This window comes from Ruegeria sp. HKCCD7181 (genome assembly GCF_057221055.1).
The window spans coordinates 354,588-378,442 of sequence record NZ_JBWVBC010000002.1; the positions used below are offsets into that span (position 1 = coordinate 354,588).

The 23,855-nt window shown below is 56.6% G+C and carries 23 protein-coding genes; 6 read left to right on the forward strand and 17 right to left on the reverse strand.

Going from position 1 to position 23,855, the window contains the following annotated elements:
• The first annotated feature begins 14 nt into the window (after positions 1-14).
• Entirely contained in the window at positions 15-1,898 is a 1,884-nt protein-coding gene (locus tag AC2TCY_RS05160) for a cation:proton antiporter domain-containing protein (protein WP_480845949.1), read from the forward strand.
• 31 nt (positions 1,899-1,929) lie between these two features.
• Here AC2TCY_RS05160 and cobT read toward each other — a convergent pair whose 3' ends face one another.
• Positions 1,930-2,943 carry a nicotinate-nucleotide--dimethylbenzimidazole phosphoribosyltransferase gene (gene cobT, locus AC2TCY_RS05165; protein WP_480845951.1) on the reverse strand — a complete coding sequence of 338 codons (1,014 nt, stop codon included), beginning with the start codon at positions 2,941-2,943 and terminating at the stop codon, positions 1,930-1,932.
• Between the two features lie 124 nt (positions 2,944-3,067).
• Between cobT and cobS the strand changes: the two genes are divergently transcribed.
• Positions 3,068-3,787: an adenosylcobinamide-GDP ribazoletransferase gene (gene cobS / locus AC2TCY_RS05170; protein ID WP_480845952.1), complete on the forward strand. Its 720-nt coding sequence runs from the start codon at positions 3,068-3,070 to the stop codon at positions 3,785-3,787.
• On the opposite strand, the gene AC2TCY_RS05175 is transcribed toward cobS, so the two are convergent.
• The 6 genes from AC2TCY_RS05175 to AC2TCY_RS05200 all read right to left on the reverse strand — a co-directional run bounded on the left by AC2TCY_RS05175 (position 3,784) and on the right by AC2TCY_RS05200 (position 9,669).
• Positions 3,784-4,545, reverse strand: coding sequence for an ion channel (locus tag AC2TCY_RS05175; RefSeq protein WP_480845953.1), 762 nt, complete (start codon positions 4,543-4,545; stop codon positions 3,784-3,786). The two genes, cobS and AC2TCY_RS05175, sit on opposite strands and share 4 nt — an antisense overlap.
• A 120-nt stretch (positions 4,546-4,665) precedes the next feature.
• Positions 4,666-5,175, reverse strand: coding sequence for a CarD family transcriptional regulator (locus AC2TCY_RS05180; RefSeq protein WP_480845954.1), 510 nt, complete (start codon positions 5,173-5,175; stop codon positions 4,666-4,668).
• Positions 5,176-5,457: 282 nt separating this feature from the next.
• Positions 5,458-5,796, reverse strand: coding sequence for a ferredoxin FdxA (fdxA, locus tag AC2TCY_RS05185; RefSeq protein ID WP_480845956.1), 339 nt, complete (start codon positions 5,794-5,796; stop codon positions 5,458-5,460).
• 66 nt (positions 5,797-5,862) lie between these two features.
• Positions 5,863-6,234: an RNA-binding S4 domain-containing protein gene (locus AC2TCY_RS05190; RefSeq protein WP_480845957.1), complete on the reverse strand. Its 372-nt coding sequence runs from the start codon at positions 6,232-6,234 to the stop codon at positions 5,863-5,865.
• 6 nt (positions 6,235-6,240) lie between these two features.
• Complete coding sequence (locus tag AC2TCY_RS05195) at positions 6,241-9,078, reverse strand: helicase-related protein (RefSeq protein ID WP_480845959.1); 2,838 nt, start codon at positions 9,076-9,078, stop codon at positions 6,241-6,243.
• A gap of 21 nt (positions 9,079-9,099) precedes the next feature.
• Positions 9,100-9,669: a tetratricopeptide repeat protein gene (locus AC2TCY_RS05200; protein WP_480845961.1), complete on the reverse strand. Its 570-nt coding sequence runs from the start codon at positions 9,667-9,669 to the stop codon at positions 9,100-9,102.
• 69 nt (positions 9,670-9,738) lie between these two features.
• On the opposite strand from AC2TCY_RS05200, the gene AC2TCY_RS05205 reads away from it, so the two are divergent.
• The 3 genes from AC2TCY_RS05205 to AC2TCY_RS05215 all read left to right on the forward strand — a co-directional run bounded on the left by AC2TCY_RS05205 (position 9,739) and on the right by AC2TCY_RS05215 (position 12,917).
• On the forward strand, positions 9,739-10,029 hold the full coding sequence (locus tag AC2TCY_RS05205; RefSeq protein WP_480845962.1) for an SCP2 sterol-binding domain-containing protein: 291 nt from the start codon (positions 9,739-9,741) through the stop codon (positions 10,027-10,029).
• Positions 10,029-11,009: an alpha/beta fold hydrolase gene (locus AC2TCY_RS05210; protein ID WP_480845963.1), complete on the forward strand. Its 981-nt coding sequence runs from the start codon at positions 10,029-10,031 to the stop codon at positions 11,007-11,009. The genes AC2TCY_RS05205 and AC2TCY_RS05210 overlap by 1 nt, the downstream gene beginning before the upstream one ends.
• An 87-nt stretch (positions 11,010-11,096) precedes the next feature.
• Positions 11,097-12,917, forward strand: coding sequence for a M3 family oligoendopeptidase (locus AC2TCY_RS05215; protein ID WP_480845964.1), 1,821 nt, complete (start codon positions 11,097-11,099; stop codon positions 12,915-12,917).
• Between the two features lie 34 nt (positions 12,918-12,951).
• On the opposite strand, the gene AC2TCY_RS05220 is transcribed toward AC2TCY_RS05215, so the two are convergent.
• The 5 genes from AC2TCY_RS05220 to AC2TCY_RS05240 all read right to left on the reverse strand — a co-directional run bounded on the left by AC2TCY_RS05220 (position 12,952) and on the right by AC2TCY_RS05240 (position 17,424).
• Positions 12,952-13,848, reverse strand: coding sequence for a DMT family transporter (locus AC2TCY_RS05220; protein ID WP_480845966.1), 897 nt, complete (start codon positions 13,846-13,848; stop codon positions 12,952-12,954).
• Positions 13,849-13,867: 19 nt separating this feature from the next.
• Positions 13,868-14,137, reverse strand: coding sequence for a DksA/TraR family C4-type zinc finger protein (locus AC2TCY_RS05225; protein WP_480845967.1), 270 nt, complete (start codon positions 14,135-14,137; stop codon positions 13,868-13,870).
• Positions 14,138-14,203: 66 nt separating this feature from the next.
• Positions 14,204-15,178, reverse strand: coding sequence for a Gfo/Idh/MocA family protein (locus AC2TCY_RS05230; protein ID WP_480845968.1), 975 nt, complete (start codon positions 15,176-15,178; stop codon positions 14,204-14,206).
• 167 nt (positions 15,179-15,345) lie between these two features.
• On the reverse strand, positions 15,346-16,242 hold the full coding sequence (gene rpoH / locus AC2TCY_RS05235; protein ID WP_480845969.1) for an RNA polymerase sigma factor RpoH: 897 nt from the start codon (positions 16,240-16,242) through the stop codon (positions 15,346-15,348).
• A gap of 147 nt (positions 16,243-16,389) precedes the next feature.
• Positions 16,390-17,424, reverse strand: a complete 1,035-nt coding sequence (locus AC2TCY_RS05240) for an RluA family pseudouridine synthase (protein ID WP_480845971.1) — start codon at positions 17,422-17,424, stop codon at positions 16,390-16,392.
• Between AC2TCY_RS05240 and AC2TCY_RS05245 the strand changes: the two genes are divergently transcribed.
• Entirely contained in the window at positions 17,423-17,725 is a 303-nt protein-coding gene (locus AC2TCY_RS05245; RefSeq protein WP_480845972.1) for a DUF6476 family protein, read from the forward strand. The genes AC2TCY_RS05240 and AC2TCY_RS05245 overlap by 2 nt on opposite strands.
• A 96-nt stretch (positions 17,726-17,821) precedes the next feature.
• On the opposite strand, the gene AC2TCY_RS05250 is transcribed toward AC2TCY_RS05245, so the two are convergent.
• The 5 genes from AC2TCY_RS05250 to AC2TCY_RS05270 all read right to left on the reverse strand — a co-directional run bounded on the left by AC2TCY_RS05250 (position 17,822) and on the right by AC2TCY_RS05270 (position 23,797).
• Positions 17,822-18,640, reverse strand: coding sequence for a hypothetical protein (locus AC2TCY_RS05250; protein ID WP_480845974.1), 819 nt, complete (start codon positions 18,638-18,640; stop codon positions 17,822-17,824).
• Between the two features lie 112 nt (positions 18,641-18,752).
• Positions 18,753-19,745, reverse strand: coding sequence for a glycosyltransferase family 2 protein (locus AC2TCY_RS05255; protein ID WP_480845975.1), 993 nt, complete (start codon positions 19,743-19,745; stop codon positions 18,753-18,755).
• A 127-nt stretch (positions 19,746-19,872) separates the two neighbouring features.
• Positions 19,873-21,867, reverse strand: a complete 1,995-nt coding sequence (locus AC2TCY_RS05260) for a tetratricopeptide repeat protein (protein WP_480845976.1) — start codon at positions 21,865-21,867, stop codon at positions 19,873-19,875.
• Positions 21,864-22,817: a hypothetical protein gene (locus AC2TCY_RS05265; protein WP_480845977.1), complete on the reverse strand. Its 954-nt coding sequence runs from the start codon at positions 22,815-22,817 to the stop codon at positions 21,864-21,866. The genes AC2TCY_RS05260 and AC2TCY_RS05265 overlap by 4 nt, the downstream gene beginning before the upstream one ends.
• Complete coding sequence (locus AC2TCY_RS05270) at positions 22,814-23,797, reverse strand: glycosyltransferase family 2 protein (protein ID WP_480845979.1); 984 nt, start codon at positions 23,795-23,797, stop codon at positions 22,814-22,816. Before AC2TCY_RS05270 ends, AC2TCY_RS05265 begins: the two co-directional genes overlap by 4 nt.
• Positions 23,798-23,855: the final 58 nt, after the last annotated feature.

Genomic DNA, 23,855 nt, shown 5'->3' on the forward strand with positions numbered 1-23,855 from the left:
CAGGAAGGACAAAAATGAACGAATTCCTATACCAGGCCTCGATTTACCTGGCTGCGGCGGTGATTGCCGTGCCCTTGTCGGCGCGTTTGGGATTGGGTTCAGTGCTGGGCTACCTAGCGGCCGGAATCGCGATCGGCCCAATCCTTGGACTGGTTGGGGCCGAGACGGAAAGCCTCCAGCATGTCGCGGAATTCGGCGTCGTCATGATGCTGTTCCTGATCGGTCTCGAGTTGGAGCCCCGCGCCCTATGGGATATGCGCGACAAACTGCTGGGACTGGGCGGTTTGCAGGTTGGATTGTCCACTGCAGCCATCGCAGCCGTGGCATTTTACGCGAACCACCCTTGGTCGGTTGCTCTTGCCGTGGGACTGACACTCTCGTTGTCGTCGACAGCGATCGTGCTTCAGACTTTGTCCGAAAAGGGCTTAATGCAGACAAATGGCGGCCGGGCAACATTTTCGGTACTGCTGACTCAGGACATTGCCGTGATCCCGATACTGGCGTTCCTGCCCTTGCTGGCATTGCCAGAAGTCGTTCACTTTCAGAGCGATGGCTCGATTGACCGCGGCACCGATTTGCCGCACGACGCCGACTATCACCAAACGCTGTCGCTGGTCGAAGGGTTGCCCGGCTGGGCTGTCACTCTGGTTACAATTGGTGCTGTCGCTTTCGTGGTGCTGGCGGGGGTATACCTGACCCGCCCCCTGTTCCGTTTCATCCACGCCGCCCACCTGCGCGAGATGTATACGGCGCTGGCATTGATGATCGTTGTCGGGATTTCCTTCCTTATGACTCTGGTTGGCTTGTCCCCTGCCCTTGGCGCATTTCTGGCCGGGGTTGTTCTGGCAAGTTCGGAATTCAGGCATGAGATGGAAAGCGATCTGGAGCCGTTTAAGGGCCTTTTGCTCGGCCTGTTCTTCATTACGGTCGGCGCTGGCATAGATATCGGCTATTTCTTCGCTGATCCGTTGGATCTGATTGGCTTGGCTTTGCTGGTCATTCTGGCAAAGGGCGTCATCCTTTACATTGTCGGACGAGCGTTCAAGCTGCGTGGGCGCGATCACTGGCTATTCACTCTTGGCTTGGCGCAGGCGGGTGAATTTGGCTTTGTCCTGTTGGCCTTTTCCACGCAGCAGAACGTAATCCCCCCGGACCTGTCGCAAAAACTGTTGATGATCATCGCGCTGACAATGCTGATTACTCCGCTGCTGTTCATCTTCTTTGATCTGCTCAGCCGCCGCATTGGCGATAGCAGTCCAAAAGTCGAGCCGGATGAAATCGACGAGAAAGGCCCCGTCATCATCGCAGGCATTGGCAGGTTCGGACAGATCGTGAACCGGCTGGTGCAAGCCAGTGGCTTCAAAACCATCGTTCTGGACCACGATATCGAGACAATTCAGCTGATGCGTCGGTTCGGCGTCAAAGGTTTTCTGGGTGATCCCACCCGCCCCGAGCTTTTGCGGGCTGCCGGGATAGAAAAGGCCGCCGTTCTGGTCGCCGCAATGGATGACCACAAACAAGTGACCCGTCTCGTTGGCTATGCACGACGTCAACGGCCGGATTTGCACATCATCGCTCGCGCCAAAGACCGCAACCATGTTTACGAGCTGTATCAGGCAGGGGCCGACGACATCGTGCGGGAAATGTTCGACGGCTCGCTTCGGGCCGGCCGCTATGTGCTGGAGAACATTGGGCTGAGCGAATACGAGGCTGCGCAGGCTGAGCAGACATTCTATCATCACGACCGGATGTCGGTGCGTGAACTGGCTGAACTGTGGATTCCGGGAATGCCAACCGCAGAAAACAAGAAGTACATCGAACGGGCCCAAAAGCTGGAGAAGGATCTGGAAACCGCTCTTCTGGAAATGGCGGAAGAACACGCCAAGAAATCAGCCTGACCGGCGGCTCAGCCCCGGTCAGGCCCATTGATCAGCCGTCCGAGACACCAGCTTCGGCAAATGTCGCCATACCGGAATGGCAGGCCACTGCGCTTTTCAGAATATTGATCGCCAAAGCCCCGCCGGACCCTTCACCTAATCGCAGGCCAAGGCTCAGCAAGGGTTCTTTTCCCAGCTTTGCCAGCAGCGCGCCGTGAGCACCCTCCGCGCTTTGATGGCCAGCAATCGTGTGATCCAATGCGGTCGCTGAGACACGCGCCAGACAGGCAGCTGCCGCCGAACAGATAAAGCCATCCAGAATGACAGGTATACGCAAAACACGCGCTGCCGCTATGGCGCCCGCCATTGCCGCAATCTCGCGCCCGCCCAGGCAGCGCAGGATATCCAGACCGTCGTCCGTTTGCCCGTGCCGGGCTACACCCTCGGCCACTACGCGGGTCTTGTTGGCCAGACCAGCATCATCAACACCAGTTCCCCGTCCGGTCCAATCCGCCGCGTCACCGCCAAACAGAGCGCAAGCAATTGCGGCCGCTGGGGTTGTATTGCCAATCCCCATCTCACCAACCACCAACAGATCGGCCTGCGGATCAACGGCCTGCCAACCAGTGCGCAGAGCCGCAACCAGTTCGCCCTCGCTCATCGCCGGAGCTTGGGTGAAATCCGCGGTAGGTTGATCCAGATCCAGCGCGTGTACATCCATTTTTGCGCCCGCGGCTTTGGCGAGTTGGTTAATCGCCGCCCCGCCGTGCTGAAAGTTCATCACCATCTGCACGGTGACCTCAGGTGGAAATGCCGAAACACCCTGAGCGGTCACCCCGTGATTACCAGCGAACACAATAACTTGCGGCGCGGCGATTTTCGGCTGCGCATCCCCGCGCCAGCCCGCGTACCAGATCGCCAAATCCTCGAGACGCCCCAAAGCGCCTGGGGGTTTGGTCAACTGGCCATTTCGCTCTTCCGCTGCCTGTCGTGCAGCCTGATTGGTGTCAGGCGCGCCGGTTAAGGCATTTCGGAAACTGTTCAGATCTTCGAGTTCGGGCAGCATTCAAAGCCTCGTTGCATCAGAGTGGTCCTGCGTGTTTAACCAATGTTGGGAAAGCAACAAGACCCGGAAAGGCCTGGGAGTGCATAAAAACGACACGGCCCCATTTTCACGGTGGGATATACCCTTGGCACTGGTCTTACTGACCCGCTTACCGATTCCTCGGCTGCCCGAAAGAGTATTTGCAAGACAAGCCCGGGCGGCGTGGGCTTTCCCCGTCGCGGGACTAGTCGTCGGCGCGCTGGCTTGCGGCGCGGGCTGGGTCGGCATGACAGCGGGCTTGCCAGAATTGGCCGTTGCCACACTGGTCGTCGCCGTACTGATCGCAACCACGGGGGCCATGCATGAGGATGGTCTGGCCGACACCGTTGACGGGCTTTGGGGTGGCTTCACCGCCGAACGTCGGTTGGAGATCATGAAGGACAGCCATATTGGAACCTATGGTGTTCTGGCCTTGACCCTTGCGCAACTATTGCGGATTACAGCTGTCTCCGCTCTGCTAAGCAACGGGATATTCGCTGGCATTCTCGCCGCCTGCCTCTTTTCGCGATCTTTTATGCCTGCCGTCATGTGCGCTTTGCCGAATGCCCGCCAATCAGGGTTGAGCCATTCGGTCGGTGCTCCGCAGGTTGGTGCCGTTTTCACCAGTTTCGCGCTGGCCCTCGTTCTGAGCATCTTGCTCCTGGGCGGGCTCACATGGTTTCCGGCCCTTTGCGCTGCCGCTGCGGCAATATCCGTCGCCTTGCTCGCCAAGGTCAAAATCAGAGGCCAGACGGGCGACATTCTCGGGGCAACGCAATCCTTGTCCGAAATCGCCTTTCTTCTGGCGCTGACCACAATGGTCTAAACCACACCACCGGTTTCGATCCGCAAGGTCCCGCCGCAATGCTTACAATGCACCGCGTCCGGGTCGTGACGGTAAAGTCCGCAGCTCGGGCATTTGTGACGTACCTTTTGCGGCATAAAAATTGCCTGCGCCAAACGGACAAACAACGCAACGCCAACCACCATTATAAACACAGAAAACATCTTGCCAGCTGGGGTCGCCAATGTGACGTCGCCAAACCCGGTCGTTGTCAGCGTTGCCATCGTGAAATACAGCGCGTCTATGTAAGGCGTTTGGCTGTTATCTGGAATGAAGAACACAAGAACCGCCGTCGAAGTGGCGAAGACAAAGACCATCAGGTTGATGGCGGCGATCACCGCATCCTCGTGTGTTCGGAAAAAGCTGCTGTCCCGGCGCAGATCCCGCAACAGATGGTACGAGTGGATCAGACGTAGGGCTCGCAATATCCTCAGAAAAGCCAGATTTCCGGTCAGGAACGGATCGAGAATAAGAGAGATGATCACGACGAGATCAGCAAGCGTGTATACCTTTCTAAGTAGTTTCCAGCGATCCTTGGCAATCCAAAGGCGCGCTAGGAAATCCAGCAGAATGATAAAACCGACGCCCCAACTGGCGACCGTTAGTCCCGGCCCGTGCGGAATGGCTGCAGTGGACACGAAAAAAATTATCGAAACTGCGTCAAACAGGATCAGAATGTATCGAAACCAGACTGAAACAGGGCTCTTGCCGATATAGAGCGCTTTGACCGCTGTTTTCATTTGGACACCGTACACCATTACTCTGACAGGAAAATTAACCGCAAAGAGGCGTCAGACCAAGCAATCGTGCACAAAAAAGCCGCCCCTGATCGGGGCGGCGCATATCTGTATTCTCGGAAATCAGGCAGCGCGCGAGGTCAAAACCTCATCCACTTGCTTGGCCGCCGATATCTCATCAGCACCCGAGACCGCGGCGACTTCGCGAGTCAGACGTTCCAGCGCGGCCTCATACAGCTGACGTTCGGAATAGCTCTGCTCGCGTTGATCGTCTGTGCGGTGCAGGTCGCGAACCACTTCGGCAATGGAAATCAAGTCGCCTGAATTGATCTTCTGTTCATATTCCTGCGCCCGACGCGACCACATGGCCCGCTTGACCTTGGCCTTGCCTTTGAGCGTTTTCATTGCCTGGCTAATCACGTCTGGCGAGCTAAGAGACCGCAGACCGGATTCGGTTGCCTTGTTGGTCGGCACCCGCAACGTCATTTTGTCTTTCTCAAAAGAGATGACGAACAATTCAAGCGAAAATCCCGCGACTTCCTGCTCTTCGATCGAGATGATCTGACCCACGCCATGCGCAGGGTAGACAACATAATCGTTCGGGCGGAACTCAAGCTTTTTCGACTTCGACATTCACATTCATCCTTGGTTGCAGACTGTGATCCAGACAAAAAACAGCCGAAGGCGGTGCCGTCCAAGGCGCCGTCACTTGGCTTTCTGTCACAAATTTAAAACTCCAAAGTGAGCATACTTACGGAGCACATCCCAGTCTCAGTCATCATTCAGGTAGTAAGTATATCACAAAATTGCGACACCCAAAAGGTCATCAGACCAACGAGCGCTTGAAACGCAGCATTATCAAGTGCTTGCGCATCCCAGCTTGCCTGCCAGCTTGCTATTTTGACGGCGAATCGCTTAGCCGCCCTCGCCGGGGGCTTCGGAGAAATACTTCTCCATCTTGCCTTCTTCTCCGTCGCGTTCCTCTGCGTCGGGCAAAGGTTCTTTTTTGGTGACGATCACCGGCCACTGCTCAGAGTATTTCCGATTGAATTCGACCCATTCCTCCATTCCCGGCTCGGTATCGGGGCGGATTGCATCTGCGGGGCATTCAGGCTCGCAAACGCCGCAGTCGATGCACTCGTCGGGATGGATGACCAGTGTGTTCTCGCCCTCATAGAAACAGTCCACCGGGCAAACCTCGACACAGTCGGTATATTTGCAGGCGATGCAGTTTTCGGTGACAACATAGGTCATGGGTCAATTCCTGTTTACGGCTTGGGCGACTAGCTAATTCAGTCTGCCTGTGTCTTCAAGAGAAGATCACTCCTTTGGGGTGCGAGAAAGATCAAGCGCACGCCGTTCTTTCTTGGTCGGGCGACCTTTTCCTTCGAAACCCGGATTTCGAGGCGGCGCGTCCTGCTTTTCCGTCATGTCAGTGTAGAGCGTTTGCGCCTCGGGCGCCGGCCCTCGCCGTTCGCCCAAGGCTTCGATGCGCACGACGCGTACGACGCGCCCCTGAGAGAACGTCAGAACATCGCCAGGGCCGACCGCCATCGCCGGTTTCTGGATTCTGTTTCCGTTGACGCGCACATGACCGCCGCTGACCTGCTTGGCGGCCAGGCTACGGGTCTTGAAGAACCGGGCCTGCCACAGCCATTTGTCGATCCGCAGCTTGGCCTGAGCCTCAGCCATCGTGGATTAGTTACCGTCCTTCAAACCCATCAGCGCTGCTGCAAACGGATTGTCTGGATCGATCGCCTTTTCCTTCTTCGGAGGCCGTGACGAGAAGGACTTGGCACCCTGTGGCTTGCCCCCCTTCTTGGCCTGCGGCTTGCCGCGCCCATCCTGAGGTTTGCCGCGCGGCTTACCTTTGCCTTGCCCCTGCCGCTGTTCGCGGCGCGGTCCACGGTTGGCAGGGCGCTGACGACCCCAGGTAAAGGTGTAGAACACTTCGACTTCGGGCTCGTCCGAAGCTGTTTCGGACGCCGGTGCCTCGGCTGCCGCCTCGGTGCTTTCGGTGGCCTCGGCTGGCTCCTCGGCGGGTGTCGCGGCTTTTTCGGACGCGACTTCCGGTACCGCGGTTTCTTCGGCGTCAGAGTGTTCCGTCGCCTCTGCTACCGCTTGTTCAGGCGCCTCGACCGTTTCAACCGCGACCGGTTTGACTTTCTCACGCTCGCTTCTCTCGGCCTTGTAACCTAATCCTTGCATGAGGTCAGCAAACTGCTCGAGGGTCATACCAGTGATGGACAGCATATCTGGCTTGGCTTCAAACCCGCCACGGCTGTCTTCGGCACGCAGCATGTCAGCCAAACGTTCGAGCATGTCGATACGGATCGAACGTTCGCCGGCATCGCGGTAACCACACATTGTATCGTAGCCTTCGGGTGCACCCTTGGCGACGGGGACAGTAACCAGGCCCGGAGGCGGCGCGTCCGGGAACTCCTGCAAGCCACCAGCCAGCGCCCAAAGCACCAGACGCAGGCGCGTCGGCGCAGGTTTCAGCAACAGCGGCATGAAGATGGTGAACTGACCGAACCGGATGCCGTGCTTGCGCAGCGCACCGCGTGCGTCCTGATCCAGATCCTTGACCTCTTGCGCGACCCCGGCACGAGGCAATACGCCCAGCGCCTCGACCATGCGGAAGGCAAAACCCTTGGCCAGTCCTGACAGTTCCTCATCCCGTGACAGGTTCAGCAGCGGCTCAAACAGCGCGGCAACCTTTCGGTCAATGAAGTGTTGCAGGCGACGCTGAACCTTCTGTTCCACGTCCGGGCCGGCAGCTTCATCCACAAACACCTCTACCATCGGCTTGAGAGGCTCTGCCCCGGCAACCAGTTTGCCGACGGCATATTCGCCCCACATCAGGCCGCCCTGATCGGTAAAATCAATTTCGGTATCGGGCGCATTGTAGAAGCGATCGGCACGCAGATGGAATTGCGGCGCGAGTGCTTGCAAGGACGCCGATTTCAGAGCTTTCGCTTCGGTTCCCTGCGCGCTTTTGTCCGGGGTAAACCGGAACCCTTCCAGACGACCGACGAATTCTCCTTCGACGGTCACTTCACCCTTGTCATTTACTTCGGCCAAAAGGGCCTCCTTCTGTTTGAGCCGGCGCAGCAATACGGATGTGCGCCGGTCCACAAATCTCTGAGTCAAACGTTCGTGAAGAGCGTCCGACAACCTGTCTTCTACAGCGCGCGTTTCGGCGCGCCAATGCGATTCGTCACGCACCCAGCCGTTTCGTTGCGCAACATATGTCCAAGTGCGAATATATGCCAACCTTTTGGACAATGCGTCAATATCGCCATCAGTTCGGTCGATGCGCCGAATCTGACGTGCCAGGAAGTCATCGGGGATCGCGCTGCGCTCATGCAGATGTTCATAGATCACTTCAAGCAAACTGGCGTGTTCGGCATGGCTGATGCCGCGAAAATCGGGGATACGGCACACATCCCATAGCAAACGTATAGATTGCCCGTCGCTTGCACGTGCCGCAATCTCAGCCACTTGCGAAAGCGATTTCAGTACATTCAGATCGTCGGCAGGCCGCGCTTTCATCAAATGTTCGTCGTTTGGGCCGACCTCAAGGGAATCGATCAGCGCATCGATTGACCCGAACCGCAAAGCAGCATTCCGCCAGTTCAGCTTTTTAATCGGCGTAAACCGGCTGTCCATGATGGCCTGAGCGACACCCTCGTCCAGTGGCGGGGCTTCTCCGGTGACACCAAAGGTACCATCGGACATGCCACGTCCGGCCCGGCCTGCAATCTGCGCCAGCTCATTTGGCGCCAGAGGACGCATCCGCCGTCCGTCGAATTTACTCAGAGACGAGAACGCCACGTGGTTCACGTCAAGATTAAGTCCCATGCCGATAGCGTCCGTAGCGACCAGGTAATCGACTTCACCATTCTGGTATAAGTCTACCTGTGCGTTTCGCGTGCGCGGGCTGAGCGCCCCCATAACCACAGCTGCCCCACCTTTTTGACGGCGCAGCAATTCGGCGATCGCATAGACGTTCTCAACCGAAAAGCCGACGATTGCGCTGCGTGCAGGCATACGGCTTATCTTCTTTGACCCGGAATAAACCAGTTGCGACATCCGCTCCCGTCGAACGAATTGTGCTTCGGGTACCAGCGCCGCTATAGGACCTCGCATGGTGTCGGCACCCAGAAACAGTGTCTCGTGGGTACCGCGAGCGCGCAGCAGTCGATCCGTGAACACATGGCCGCGCTCGGGGTCGGCGCACAGCTGGATTTCATCGATTGCCACGAAATCCGTACCCATTGCCTCGGGCATCGCCTCGACTGTGCAAACCCAATACTGGGCACGCGGCGGTACGATCCGTTCTTCACCCGTGACCAGCGCCACGACGGATGGACCGCGGATCGCAACAATCTTATCGTAAATCTCACGCGCCAGCAGCCGCAGCGGCAGGCCGATCACACCAGTTCGGTAACCCAACATGCGTTCAATCGCATAATGGGTTTTACCTGTGTTTGTCGGACCGAGAACGGCCACGATTCGGGATGACCCGTTCACCTTTGCCCCCTGCCCCGGACCTTAAAGTGCCTTGCCTTCAATCTGAGGCTTCAGCCGATTCAGGGCATTGGTTACTTCTTCGTGATGGGGATGTATAGCCAGCGCACGGGAATAGGCCTCAAAGGCCTGCTGAGGTCTGCCCACGATCTCAAAAATAAGGCCTAACCCGTAGATAGCCTCGTAATTATTCGGGTTCAGTGTCAGGGCATGTTCCAGATCCGCCGCCGCCATGCCAAACCGATCAATGCCAAAAAAAGCGGACGCCCTGACATGCCAGCCTTCGGCAAAATCGGGCGCATGGTCTGTCAGCGCGGTCAAGTGTTCGATAGCTGCGCTGATGTCACCATCATCCAGGGCTTCCCGTCCACGTTCGAGCAAAAGGTCCGCCGATGCCGAACCTGACTGCGACCACAATGCCTGCAACTGGCGATCAATGCCGACAGCTTGTTCCGGCGTAGCCTGCGCCAGCTGCTGCAAAAGCGCAGCCTCATCCCGAGAGTCACCTTGTTGCGCAATGCAACTGGTGGAAATCGTGACTAGGAGAGTCGTTGCCGCCACGATACGTTTGAGTTTGGTACTTGCAATGCTCATAACAACGTTCAGTGTAGCGTTGCGACCGGGGATGTCCATTCACGGCGCACAAACAAAACGAGGAAGACCATGAGCGAAATTCTTGAAAAAGCGGCGGCCGCGCTGAACGAAAAACTGGCGGGCGGCGCTTTTGACGCTTCGGCCAAGTTTTCTATCGCCGATCTGGGGGCTATCGTTCTGGATGCAGACGGCGCGCGGGTCAGCGACGAGGATGCGGATGTCACCCTAAGCGCGGATGCCGACACATTCGAACAGATCCTCAGCGGCGAGATGAACCCCACAGGCGCGTTCATGTCCGGCAAGCTGAGCGTGGATGGAGATATGGGAATTGCCATGAAACTTGCCTCGGTGCTGGCCTGATGGAGTTATCGCCGGCCCCTTTCTTTGAAGATGTGGCCGGCGGACCCGACGGTGGTACGGCGCATTGGCTGAAAACCTCGGATGGCATTCGTATCCGTGTAGGGCACTGGCTCCCGGATCGCGACGCGCTTGGAACGGTTATGCTGTTTCCAGGCCGGACGGAATACATAGAAAAATATGGCGATAGCGCAGCCGAATTTGTGAATCGCGACTTTGCAGTGCTCGCTGTGGACTGGCGCGGTCAGGGTCTGGCCGACCGGTTGCTGGACGACCCGCGCGTGGGACATGTCGAGAAGTTCACGGACTATCAGCATGATGTTCGTGCGACCTTGGATTTGGCCGCAAGGCTGGATTTACCGAAACCGTGGTATGTCCTTGGGCATTCGATGGGTGGCGCAATCGGGCTGAGGGCTGCCTTGGAAACCAACAGTTTTGCGGCCTGCGCCTTTACGGGTCCGATGTGGGGTATCTTTTTCACACCACTCATGAAGCCCCTTAGTCGCCTGACCGCATATTGGGGACCGAGGTTCGGGCTGGGAGAAAAGAAGCCACCCACGACGTCATTTGCAAGCTACGTCGCCTCACAACCTTTCGAAGGCAATATGCTGACGCGCGACCCCTCGATGTACAAAATGATGCAGGATCAACTGACTGCGCATCCAGAACTTGCTCTGGGCGCACCGTCGACCATCTGGCTACGTGAAGCGCTGGATGAATGCGCGTGGCTTATGGATCAGCCGGCGCCCGATATACCTTGCCTCACCTTCCTGGGCGGTCACGAGCAAATCGTGGATCGAAAAGCGATCCGTGCGCGGATGGCAAACTGGCCGCGCGGCACTCTGGTGGAAATCCCGGATGGCGAGCATGAGGTGTTGATGGAAGCACTCAATGTACGCGGTCCTGTCTTCGATCAGCTTGCCGCACATTTCCTCGCAGCCCGTTCGGATCGGCCGTGCGAGCCGGTGTTTTCAGGCGAATGATCCGCGGGGTCACGGACGCATCAGTCGGCTTGTGATCCTAGCGCCGCACACCTAAATGTTGGCAAACAATTCAATTCGAGGTGTTCCATGCGCGACCTACCCTTTCCCGTCCGTGACGCAAACGCAATCGGCGGCGCCGAAAACTTGGGCGACTTGCCAGAGTGGGACCTGACCGACCTCTATTCCTCCGAAGATGCGCAGGAACTAACCCAGGATCTGGATTGGCTGGAAAAGGAATGCGCCTCGTTCGCAGCAGATTACGAAGGCAAACTGGCCGAACTGGACGCCGAAAGCTTGCTGACGTGTGTGCACCGCAATGAAAAGATCAATACCATTGCAGGCCGCATCATGTCTTTTGCCGGGCTGCGCTATTATCAGCTCACCACCGATGCAGATCGCGCGAAATTTCTGTCGGACATGCAGGAAAAAATCACTGTCTTCACTACGCCACTGGTCTTCTTCACACTCGAGATCAACCGCATTGAAGACGACGTTCTACAAGCGCATTTTGACGCCAATCCTGCGCTGGCCCGGTTCGAGCCAGTCTTCCGCCGCATCCGCGCTATGAAACCCTACCAGCTGTCTGACGAGCTGGAGAAATTTCTGCACGATCTGGGCGTGGTTGGCGATGCGTGGGAACGTCTATTTGACGAAACCATCGCCGGGCTGACATTCACCGTGGATGGTGAGGAACTGAACATCGAAGGCACTCTGAACCTGCTGACCGAGCAGGTCCGCGCAAAGCGCGAGGCGGCCGCCCGGGAACTCGCGTCAGTATTTCAGGACAACATCAAAACCTTTGCCCGCGTGCACAACACGCAAGCAAAGGAAAAGGAAATCGTCGACCGCTGGCGCAACATGCCAACTGCGCAAACGGGGCGCCACTTGTCGAACGATGTCGAGCCCGAAGTGGTTGAAGCCCTGCGCGAGGCGGTTGTCGCTGCTTATCCCAAGCTCAGCCATCGGTATTATGAATTGAAACGCAAATGGCTGGGTCTGGATGTCATGCAGGTTTGGGATCGCAATGCGCCCCTTCCAATGGAAGACACTCGGATCGTCAACTGGGCCGAGGCCCAGAAAACGGTGATGGACGCCTACAACGCCTTCGATCCACGCATGGGTGAAATCGCGACGCCCTTCTTTTCCAAAGGCTGGATCGATGCTGCCGTGAAACCCGGCAAAGCCCCCGGCGCGTTTGCCCACCCCACGGTGACCGAGGTTCATCCCTATGTAATGCTCAACTATCTGGGCAAGCCGCGCGACGTGATGACCCTGGCGCATGAGCTGGGCCACGGCGTGCATCAAGTGTTGGCCGCCGATCAGGGTGAGATGCTGTCATCGACGCCCCTGACACTGGCCGAGACCGCATCCGTGTTCGGCGAAATGCTGACCTTCCGTAAAATGTTGGACCAGGCCGAGACACCGGAACAGCGCAAAATTCTGCTGGCCGGCAAGGTCGAGGACATGATCAACACGGTCGTGCGTCAGATCGCTTTCTACGATTTCGAATGCAAACTGCACGCAGCCCGGCGTGAGGGTGAGCTGACCCCCGATGACATCAACGCCTTGTGGATGAGCGTTCAGGCCGAAAGCCTTGGCCCGGCATTCGAATACATGGACGGGTACGAGACTTTCTGGGCCTATATCCCCCACTTCGTGCACTCGCCGTTCTACGTCTACGCCTACGCATTCGGTGATGGATTGGTGAACGCCCTCTATTCCGTTTACGAGAGTGGTGCCGAAGGTTTCGAGGACAAGTACTTTGAAATGCTGCGCGCCGGAGGGTCGAAACACCATTCCGAACTGCTGGCCCCGTTTGGCCTGGACGCCAGCGATCCGAAATTTTGGGATAAGGGCCTGTCGATGATTTCCGGCTTTATTGACGAGCTGGAAGCGATGGAAGGCTGACACGATAACGGGCAGGTCTTTGCGGCCTGCCCCTTCAGTCTTCGGTCTTTTTCATGGAAGTCAGGAAAATGGCCGCCACGATCAATACGGCCCCCAGTATCGCCATCGGTGTAATGGCTGCGCCCAGAAACACCGCCGAATTGACAAAAGTAAACACGACCGACGAGGCAAACAACAACGTTGCCGTGAGTGTCGAAACCCGCGCCGCCGCCTCATACCAGAGGTAATACGCTAATGCGGTCGGAAAAAATCCAAGCAGGATCAGGAACACCACATCGTTGGCGCTGGGAATCTGCAGCGAAAACAATGCCAACGGCACCAAAAGAACGCCCGAACACAGAAAGATTCCGAACAGGAAATTCAGTCGTTCTGCGGTCGACTGCGAGGATCGCATTGCGCGGCTGCTGGCAATCAGAAACACGGCCCAGCTGAACCCCGCGCCGATTTCCATCAGATCACCCAGCAAGGGTTCTCCGCCGCCCTGAAAATCCTGATAGACCGTTAAAAACACACCTAATATCGCCAACGCCGTCGCGACAAATTCTGTACGCCCAATGGGCGTGTCGGCAAAGAAATACAAAAACACCAACACAAAGAACGGGGCGGTGTTTTCCAGCACCATCGCATTGGCCGCACCCGTATGCTCAAGGCCGATGTGAAACAGGATGTAGTTCACGACCGTGGCAAAAACGGCCAGGCGAAAATTCCAGTCATCGAAACGGATCGAGGCCCGCGCCCCCATAACACGCAACATCGCGTAGATTGCCAGCGCCGCAATGAACAACCGGGTTACGGCAATCTGCAACCCACCCAGATCACTTGTCAGGTACCGGACGATAACGCTGTGCGTACCCCACAGAAAAGCGGCCAGAAACCCAAGCAGCAGACCGTTTTGCAACCACGATTGAGCTTTGGTTGAACCATCTTGCACTGCGCGCTCCTGACACTGCCTATTTCAGCTGACTGTCCTTTGATCCGCGGCGATTGACACCGCCCCGCGCCTTGAACGCACCGTCCCGGTCTTGCTGACAGTCAAGGCACAGCTTGACGCCCGGCAAGGCCAGTCGACGTTTCTCGGGGATAGGTTCCTCGCATTCGGCGCAATGGGTCAGGCTTTCGCCCACAGGGCGTTTCTGCGCCTGCATCCGCGCAAGTTCATCCGTAATGGAAGCCTCGATCTGTTCGCTCACCGCGCCGTCGCGTGCCCAGCCACCGGCCATAAGTCCCCTCCTGATTGGGTGAGGAACAGGTTAGACGCGCCAGGGTCGTGTTGGCAAGTAATCGGATTACAGTGCAACGGCTCCGTCGAAGACCTTGTCAATCACCACTTGAGTACCCCGTGAAAATTCCAGCGGGCAGATGTAATCATCGCCGTTTCGAACTGTTTGGCAAAATGCTTCGACCTGCAGTTTATAGTGATCGTCGCCCGGGAACCGCGTGACCTGCACCTCGAGCCCGGGGCGATGCAATTCCACGCGCGCCTCCCCGAATACGCGCGCGTTGAACGGGGCAGTCAGACGAATAACGCCCTTTTCACCGTGGAACACCATCTCTTGGTGCGGGTGCATGCGGATCGAGACATAAGCGGAGTAGGTAAAATCCGGGAATTGAGCACGGATTTCGGTAAAGCTGTCGATGCCGTTTTCCCAGCGGATCGCGGATTGCACGGCTTCTGGTTCTTGCCCAGAGGCAAATCGCGCGCCTCCGATCACGTAAACACCGATGTCCCGCAACCCGCCCCCTCCGGTTTCGGCACGGTTTCGGATGTTCTGCACCTCGGTACGGTTGTCGAAGCTGAAGGCACCGGTGACATGCGCCAGCCGTCCGATTGCGCCGTCGGAAATCAGTTTACGCGCCAACTGCCATTGAGGGTGATGCACGATCATGTATGCCTCGGCCGCCAGCAATCCGGTCTGATCCCGTTTGGCGATCAGCTGATCAAACTCCTCGGCCCGCATTGTCATAGGCTTTTCGCAAAGCACATGCTTGCCCGCCTCTAGCGCCTTCAGGCTCCATTCGACGTGCAGGTGATTGGGCAATGGGATGTAGACAGCCTCGATCGCAGGGTCCGACAAAAGGGCATCATAGCTGTCATGGACAATCATTTCGGGACAGAAGCTGAGGAAAGGCTCTGCCTTGGCCGGATCAGAGGTGGCCAACCCGGCAAACCGCGCGCCATTTGCTGCATGAATCGCAGGTGTCATGAATTGGCGCGCGAATTTCGAGGCACCAAGAACACCCCAATGAACCGGTTTCTGCATAATCCCCCCTCCCGAAATCTGAGCTGCCGCTAGCGTTAGCGCAAACGTGACCCCGTTCTTCTAACAACGCAGGACCATTCTGTCATGACTTAAGTCGCCCCGTGTCTGCACGAAAAAGCCGGCCCAATCGAGATTGGCCCGGCTTTCTTCAAAATTCTTGTAGTGGCTCAGACTTTGCCCAGCATGCCTTTGTCACGGGCAAGCTCTCGCATCTTTTTCTGCAGTTTCTCGAATGCCCGAACCTCGATCTGACGAATGCGTTCACGGCTGACATTATACTGCGTGCTCAGCTCTTCCAATGTGACCGGTTGATCCATCAGACGGCGCTGGGTCAGGATGTCCTTCTCGCGATCATTCAACACATCCAGAGCAGCCGCCAACAATTCCCGGCGGGCTTCCAGCTCATCCCGTGCTTCGTAATCACCGGCCTGATCCGCATCTTCATCTTCGAGCCAGTCCTGCCATTGCATGGTTCCTTCGCCTTCGGACCCGACGGTCGCATTCAGCGAAGCATCTCCGCCAGACATCCGACGGTTCATGCTGATCACTTCATCTTCCGTTACGCCTAGATCTTCTGCGATCTTCTTGACGTTTTCCGGACGCATGTCGCCTTCTTCCAGCGCACCGATGCGTGCCTTGGCCTTGCGCAGGTTAAAGAACAACTTTTTCTGAGCCGAGGTCGTGCCAAGCTTGACCATCGACCACGAACGCAGGACGTATTCCTGGATCGAAGCGCGGATCCACCACATCGCGTAGGTCGCCAGCCGGAAACCTTTTTCGGGGTCGAATTTCTTAACCGCCTGCATCAGGCCCACGTTGGCTTCGGAAATCACTTCAGCCTGCGGCAGACCATAGCCGCGATAGCCCATAGCGATCTTGGCCGCCAGCCGTAGATGGGATGTAACCATCTTATGCGCAGCCTCGGTGTCCTGTTCTTCGACCCAGCGTTTGGCCAGCATATATTCTTCTTCCGGCTCCAGCAGGGGAAACTTGCGAATCTCCTGCATATAGCGGTTCAGCCCACCTTCAGGCGTGGGCGCTGGAAGATTTGTGTAATTTGCCATTTATTTCTGCCCCTTGGACAAATGTTTAAGTCCTTAACATGGGATATGGGTACCAGACCCGATACATTCAAGAGGATTTGTTAACAGTCTGGAATTAAGCATTGATTAAGAAAAGCTAAAACTGCCTTCTTCACAGGCCTTTGCACATTATGTCAACGGCGCACGCAACTGGTTCAGTAGGGTTTCCATGTCATCCGGAAGCGGGGCCTCAAACCGTAACATGTTGCCGGTAACTGGGTGCTCAAACCCTAACACCGCCGCATGCAAGGCTTGCCGTGGAAATTCCCTGACAGCTTCGGCGGTCTCGGGGCTGAATGCGCGCGCGGCCAGTTTCCGTTTGCCACCATAGACGGGATCACCGACCAGCCCATGCCCGGCATGGGCCATGTGCACACGAATCTGATGTGTCCGGCCCGTTTCCAGCCAACATTCTATCAACGCCAACGTGCCGGGCGTTCCGTAAGTGTCGACGACCCGAGCACGCGTCACGGCGTGGCGCCCACCGTGGAACAGAACGGCTTGTTTCTGCCGGTCAGTCTTGTGCCGCGCCAGTTGTGTTGTCAGGCGCATGATGTTGCCGGGTTCGAAACTGACGCCCTTGATCCCGCGCAGGCGCGGATCATTTGCATCCGGAATGCCGTAACAAATCGCGCGATAGTATCGTTCGACAGTGTGCGCTTCAAACTGCGCTGCCAACCCCTGATGGGCCGCGTCAGACTTGGCTACGACAAGCAAGCCGCTGGTGTCCTTGTCGATGCGATGCACGATGCCGGGCCGTTTCACCCCACCCACGCCTGACAGACCATCGCCGCAATGATGTAACAGCGCATTTACCAGAGTCCCACTTGGGGATCCGGGCGCCGGGTGCACAACCATGCCTGCCGGTTTGTTCACCACAATCAGGTCCGCGTCTTCGTAGACAACTTGCAGCGGAATATCTTCAGGTCCGATATGGCTGTCTTCGGCCTCGGTCACGGAAATCTCAATATGCGCGCCTTCGGCTACTTTCGCCTTCGGGTCCGCCGCCACGATACCGTCCACGCGGACGGCACCTTCGCCAATCAGGCGGGCCAGCCGCGTTCGCGACAGGGCCTCGCCATCTGGCACATCCCGTGAAAGCGCCTTATCAAGACGAGGCGGCGGTGCAGCCGCAATATGAAACTCAATCAGGCGAGTGCCCATGACAGACCCTTCCGAACCTCTGGAGCCGCAGGAGACGCCACAGCTTCGCTTGTTGCGTCGCATGGTCATGCTTCTGACCGCGGTGATGATTGGCGGGGTTCTAGTGACATTCGCATTGATTGTCATCCGCTTATCGGACCGCACACCCACCCTACCTGAGCAGATCGAGTTGCCCGACGGTGCCAAAGCTCAAGCGGTGACCATTGGAAACAACTGGTACGCCGTTGTGACTGATGACAACCGGATATTGATCTTCGACAAAACCACAGGCCGATTGCGGCAAGAGATCCAGGTTGAGTGATCCGGCCTACAATGTCGCGTATTCGGCTTGATCCGTGTCAATCCCGGACCGATAGGCGCCAACTTCATCATCCAGCCCCACATCGGGTAGAATCGTTTAGATCGGAGCTGCGGCCGGGTCGATACCGTGTTTCTCAACTAGCTGCCCGATCAGACTGTCCGCAGGAGGAATACTGTCAAAACGGTTCCGCAAGAAAGGGCGCATCCGACGTCCATAAAAGTGGATGGAAACTGTGTCAGGTTGAATGAACTGTTGAAAGTTTCCACCTGCGCGCGCCATGACCCTGCGATTTTCGTAGGGAATGGGATACAGAATATGTGACTGCATAGCGTTCTTGTCTTCACCATGACGCTTTAAGAGCCAGGTCAGGGCAGAAGGTCCCCACACACCCCAGGGCATTTCACCGACATGTTTCGCGTTGCCGCTTTCCTTCGCCTCAATCAGCGCTTTCTTATGGCGTGGGGCGACCCAGGGCGGGATCGCATAAGGGTCTTCCGTGTACCGAATGAGGTCTTGCAAGGTTGGGCTGTCTGGCGGCAGCTTCATTATACCGTTCGCGACTTCAGAAGCCGTAATCCAGCCATAGTAGTGGCCATCCGTGGGTACAAAAGGTCTAATACAATATGCGTCCGTATCTGCCCAAATCAGATCGGGTTCTTGCGCAAGCATACGATATCGGAACTTGTCTGCATGGGGAGCAGGGCTTCCGGTTCGGCCGTGTATGACAAAGTCTTCATCCGGCAGAACCTCGCGCGCATCTCGAACTTCGACACCGTCCGGGATGTTGGAGACATTATTGTAAACGTAGAGCCTGACACCTTGGCCTGCGTGCAAAAAGGAAACGATGCACAATTGTTCGAGAAAACTCAGCGGGCCTTCCACCCAAAGCATGCCTATTTTGTAGTTGTCTGGCATCTGGCTCAATTCCTCGTTCGCGTTTTGTCTATGGGTGTTTCTTGGGCATTGCGCCTATTCGATGCCGGCGCGTCAATCTGCGTGGCGCGATCTAAGATTACGCTGCCATTTCTCACGCCGCTGGGTCCGTGGCGCTGGCCATTTGTTCCATCAGGTCCTGAATATCGGGCTCACTCAACAGCTCTGTGATCTGTTGTTGATGCGAATTGCAAGCCGCGTGATGCAGGCGCGCCGTCTCGGAATCAGAAAGCAGCGCATCAAAAAGTTCTCGTTTGCGCCTGGCCACGGCATCAATGGAACGATCGGTCACGGCATTCTGGTTCATGATGTTCCAATATTCCAGGCCCAGATCACCCCCGGTATGGTGCGCGCGGCCGCGCACCTTTTTGACCAAGTAGCTTTCGCAGGACTTCAGCGCATAATGGTTCAACTGTACAAACTCGTAGCCGACGGAATCCCGAGCTGACCGCCAGCTGCCAGTGAAGTACCGATCCGGCATGGGTTGCCCCGACCCGTTGTACCAGTGACATTCCGACATGGTTTCCACGGTCGAAAATTTGGGGCGATGCACGCCCAAAGTGTCCCACAAACCGCGTTGAAACATCGTCTTGATACCCCAGGCCTGATGCGGTTTTCTGGTATTCTCCCGCGCAGCCCGTGTGAACTGGTCGGTCAGAAACCGGTCTTCGTATTTGACGACGCCCGAATTGCCGAACAGCCGCCAAGTCATCGAAATCGTTCGCGCGTCGGGAATGGCATCGGTCAGGGCTTTCAACGTATTGTCCCCCGTCTTTACGTTGATAAGCTCGTCAGCATCGATGACGATGACCCAGTCCTGCGGACGCGCCACTTCCATCGCAAGAAATGTTTTGTAGGCTCGTTTCTGAGGGCTGGTCCGACGGTGGGAATTGTTATCCACATGGGTCACGATCCCACGTTCATGCAACCTTTGAAGCAGAGCATCGGTGCCGTCCGTGCAGTCATTTGTCATGACCACTATCTGATCAATGCCGATTGCCTGATTGTGCGCCACCCACTCAAGCACAAAGGGTCCTTCGTTTTTCATCGGCGTTACGCTGACAAATCGCGGATCCTGTTCTGCCATTTCAGATTGCCTCATTCCCTGTTGCGCCTGCGCGCCTTGCCTGATTTTTGTTGAAGATTAAACACACTGACCGGACAAACCAACGACTATCACCGCTTCAGGATCGTTCTTAATCCGGTAATAAACGTCAATTCCCAGCCCTTTTCAGTTGATTGGCAAAGCGTTTGAACGTCGGGCACAGTTCACTGGCTTTTCGAAGGTAAGGACGCGCTTTTCCCTTTTTGCCGCGCCGCAAAAGTATCTGCCCGGCCAGACCCTGAATTGCAGCCGTTCCCTCGTCCATATCCGCAGCCTGCAAAATCTGATTCTCCCCCTGCTCAGACGCACCGAGCCTTTCCAGCAGACGCCCCATAGCAAATACGAGAAAAGGGTTTTCCGGGTCACAGGCCAGCGCCTCGGCCATGGTGCGGCGCGCACGCCCCGCATCTCCCTCGGTTTCGTACAACTCGGCCAGCCGTTTGTAATACAGCGCATTTTCCGGGCGTTCAGCCACAACTTGCCGAGCGCTGTCTATGGCCTTTGCCGGAGACAGTTGACCCATCCGCATCTGCAGAACCGATGCGAAGCTTCTAAATTGAGGGTCTTCAGAAGCAATATCCGAGACGTTGTCCAGACCGGCCTGCAAAGTAGCCAGGCGCGGACCATCGCCCAACAAACGTCTTGCCCGTTGATCCAGCGCCAGTTCTGACCAATCCATCAGGATCATGTCAAAATTGCAGGGCTGTCGAGCGAGCACTTTCTGCTGCACCAGATACAAATTGTTGAACGGTGGAAATCGGCGTTGGCGCAGGCTGCGCTGCAACGCCCAGTCCACAGGAGGAAACAAACGGAAAGCCAGCTGATCACGATACAGCATTCGCGAACCCAGCACGACAACATCGGGCCGCAGGGGTTTGGCCCAGAACGCTTTTCCGAACTGAAGGCTCGCCCCCCAACGCTTTTTCTGAGCCCCCAGAATGGCCCCGCGCAATGCACTTAGAACCGCGTGGTCTTCGGGCCAGAGGTGTTGGTTCTCAAGACCCTGACGCGCCAGAGCCTCACTTTCCTGCCACTGGCCCAGATAAAAACAGTTCAATGCCTGAAGCAGTGGTAGAAACGCATTGTCCGCACCTGCATCAAGAATGGGTTGGGCAAGTTCGTAGGCCTCTTGGCACAAGTCCTGCGCAATGAGGTATTGCACCGCCTTGGAATAGACATGCGCAGCTTCAGAGGTATTCAGAAATGCGCCCGGCCCTTTTGCTGCGCGCGCAATCACGCGGGCATTGGCAATCTGCAGTTCGTCTTCGGACAGGACGTCGCGGAAAACCTTTCTCTGTTGGCCGGAGACCCGCGCGGCAGCCATCGAAAAGGCCGAGATAAACGGCGCGATCACCTGATCGGCCCGAGACATCGTGTAGAGTTCCAGAAAATCGCGCTGCGCACGTGTAAGACTGGAGAGGTCAGCTATATCCGCCATTTGCATCAGTTCTGGAAAGCGTTGCTGAAATCGAGCGATCAGCTCCGGCTGATCCGAAAACATGATTGCAGCCTGCCCCTTGGTCTTTTCCAGATGTGCTTCGTAAAGTTCCTCTGGTTCAATCTTGGCTGGCCATGTCGTGTGCTTCCAGGGCAACCCGTTCAGAATGTCACCGCGCCGGATGTGATAGGCCGATACGCCCTGTCCTGAGAGTTTGTCATCGGCCCGCTCCATGATAGCGCGTATCTGATCAGTGAATCCGATCCGATGAATGAATTGCCGATAACGTGGGCGGATGGCTTCGATATCTTCCCAGGGAAAGGCCAGAACCTCGAACCCTTCCTCGACCAATACCGAGCGGCCCGATGCCAAGTGCGCCTTAAGCCGTTCAGGGGACGGGTCACTTTGAAAAGCCCAAACTGGCAAGGCGTTTTTGCTGAGTGAATCGAACTCTTTCTGGTCAAGAAAGTGCCCGTCCATCCAGTCTTTCGAAAACAACTCCTGCGGGTGGTCAAGTTCCGGTGCATCCGCCCCCTGTGGGAACCAGTTCACCCGATAGTCCGCACTGAAGTCCTCGGCTAGCCGAATGCAGGTCAGCATCATAAGAAGCCGCGCGCCCATTCTGTCCTTGCGCTGGCCTATAAAAAAGCCCGTTTCCGACGTCATTGCGACTTCCGGGCGGTTTCTGCCGCCAATTGACGGCGCAGTGACTGGAACCTCTTGCGTGCTTTGCTGACCAGCTTTGGATGGCGTTCGCTGCCGTACGCTTCAACACCGCGCATATACATCGGCAGCGTGCGCCGGGCCCGCATCATCCGGTAGAATTCCGGCGGCTCCAAGGTGCCGTCCATTGCCCCAAGCATGACAGGCTTCAACAGGTTGAGCTTCCGCAACATAGGCGCCGCGAAATGGTTCGAAGACCAGGTTTTTAACAGAGTCGTGTTTGATCCCTGCAAGCGAGCCGCATGTCGCCGGTCCAGATCAAAAAACGGGTCATAGAAAACATAAGCCCTGCGTGCGGAACCTAGTGTTTCAGCCCCATCACTCAGCGGTAAATCCCAATCCTGTACACGACCAAACCGATATCGGGTTTCCCAGGGAACCAACCGCTCATCCAGGGTGGTTTGCGGATTGAAGGCGATCACAATCGATCCCGGTGCGATCGCAGAAAACACAAGCGCACCAAACCCACCCATCGACGCGCCGGCAAACACGACCTGATCGAACTGTTCAAAAAAGCCCTCGGTCGCCTTGGCCTGAAGATAAGTGATGATTTCTGGGTCGCGATACCAGGCCTTGGTTCGCGCAATAACGCCAAGATGCGACCAACCTATATCGCGAAAGAACTTCCACCCCCATGGTTCCCGGGCAAATGACAGATCGTTAACGTTGGCAATATTGTCAAAGCTGACCACCAGCCGGGACGTGTCGCGTTGATGATAAAGGATCGCGTGCCGGTCCAGCTTTTGCAGGAAACCGGATCCGCTGCCGCCCGGGTACAATTCGACAAACCAGGGCGGCGCCGGATCGGTCAGGATACGCTCATATCCCGTCCTTCGGTCGGGATGCTCGGGCTGGAGCTGATCTTTGGAAAGGTCATCTACCATGGGTTTCAAACAAGATTATCCGCCAACCAGGAGCGGAATTCGACCCAGTCCGGCCGCATTTTGATTTCCGAGGCTTTGCTGCGGTGCCAGTCACAGGCTTGTGCGTGCAGCCGCCCCAGATCGGGATCAGCCTTCAACTCGGCCAAAAGTGGGATGGCCCGCTCGGCCACAGGCTGAATCGAGCGGTCTTCTTCCTTGTTGGCGTTCATATCCCGCCAATAGGATTGGCCCTGATCCACCTTGATGTGATTGGTCCGCCCGCGGTCGCGCTTGATCAGGAACCCGTCCAATGATCGTACCGAATAATGATGCAGCCGGCCAAATGAATGGTCGAACCCGCGCCATGCGCGCCAACCAATGTCGGCGGCGGGAAACAAGTTCCCACCGGCATCCGACCAGGCAACTTCGTGTTCCTTGCCCTCTTCCATGCCTTTAGGGCGGTGTGGACCGTAACGCGTGAACTTGCCGTTGTTTCGGAAGAGGGTTTTCAGCCCATAAGCCCGCCCGGAATGGTGTGGAAACTCCAGATCGGACATCGAGAAAAGCTGTGTTACGGGCTTGTCTTCCAAGCTTATATTCCCGGAACTTCCAAAAAGCTTCCAGGCAAAGGAAATCGCGTCCACAGGTTGTGCTGCTTTTTCCTCAACCGCTTCGATTAAAGCGGCGAAATTGTTATCTCCACAACGGATATTCCAGAATTCATCCACATCCAGACACATCAGCCAGACCGCTTGTTGCACTTTTGGGTGCCGCCGTGCACGCCGCAGCATTTGGTGTTGCGGGTTGCCGCCCTCAGCCACCTTGTTGTCGACATGAGATGCCCATCCCATTTCCTCAAGCCTGCGCGCGATGTCGTCTGTGCCGTCTTCACAATCATTCGTAAAAATTACAAAATGATCGACGCCCAACATGCGATGATAGGCCACCCATTCCAACATGTACGGGCCTTCATTCTTCATCGTTGTGAATACGGTAATGGTCTGAGACATCTATGGCATTCCGGAAACTTACTCAGTTTCCTTCTTACACAACCCGAATAGTCGCGGC